This is a genomic window from Alcanivorax sp. HI0083 (assembly GCF_001635175.1).
This window is the reverse complement of sequence record NZ_LWFX01001581.1, coordinates 1-1,035: the sequence shown is the minus strand read 5'-3', so window position 1 is coordinate 1,035 and position 1,035 is coordinate 1. Positions and strand designations below refer to the sequence as shown.

The 1,035-nt window shown below is 63.9% G+C and carries 1 pseudogene; it reads left to right on the top strand.

Features of this window, described 5'->3' with window-relative positions:
• Positions 1-174: 174 nt before the first annotated feature.
• Positions 175-1,035, top strand: a pseudogene (locus tag A3754_RS23595) (hypothetical protein); the annotation flags it as partial.

Genomic DNA, 1,035 nt, shown 5'->3' with positions numbered 1-1,035 from the left:
CGGCGCCACCCTGTCGGTGGATGCCGTCAGCCGCGTGGCGGCCATGGCCCTGTTGCTCCATCAACACGTCATGGCCTCGCAGGCAGAACCGGCCACAGACTGAATCCCGCCCTTCCCAAAGCCGTCCTCACGTCTCACTATCGAACCATTGACGCTGCCGGCCCTCTAACGTTTATGGCTCGATTCTCCCCACGCATGCTTCGCCGCTGGGCATATGGCTTGCTGTTACTGCTGGCCACCATGCTGCTACTGATTCTGGTGGCGGTGGGGTGGGCCTATGGTGCAGGCGTGCGCGTCAGTGAACCGGGTTGGCAGCAAGGCCTGACACTGGGTCAGTGGCGCCTGATACGCGACAACTGTGTGGCCGCCCGTGGCACGGACCTGACGCTCGAGGACGTCTGGCCGCTCAAGATCAAGCAGCGGGTGCTTGCCGTCTACGATTGCAGAGCCGGGAACGCCCCGGAGTCATCCAGTGAGAGCTTCCCCGACGGGCTTCCCTGGACCCCGCCCTTTGATCTGCAGGTCGCCGAACTGGACCTGTCAGGATTGATTGATAGCCCCCTTCCCGTCATGGCGATGCAGCTTCATCAACAGGAGCAGCACTGGCAGCTGCAAGCGTCTGCGCCGCAGGCGGCGCTCCAGGCACAATATCAGCGAGCCCGGGGGCACTGGATGATCAATAGTGAAGGGGCGCTGAGCACGGTATTGCCGGATTGGCAGGGCCAGTGGCAACTGCATGGCGAGGGGAGCTGGCAAGGAGAGCCAGACGGGGAGATACGGCTGGATATGCTCTCGGCGGGACCGGCCACGCAATCGCAACGGGCGGACCTGACCGCGCAAGCCCATTTTCAGGGAGCCGATTGGCAGTTGCAGGCGGATCTGGCACAACCATTGGCGCTGAACAATGACTGGCAACTGACCGCCGCAGAGCCCCTCGCTGTGGCGGGCAGCGGCGTAGCATTGGTTCAGGCCAGTGCCGCGCTGCAATTGGCAGGCCCGCCGGGCAAGGTGACATTGCAGGCTCACAGCGACAGC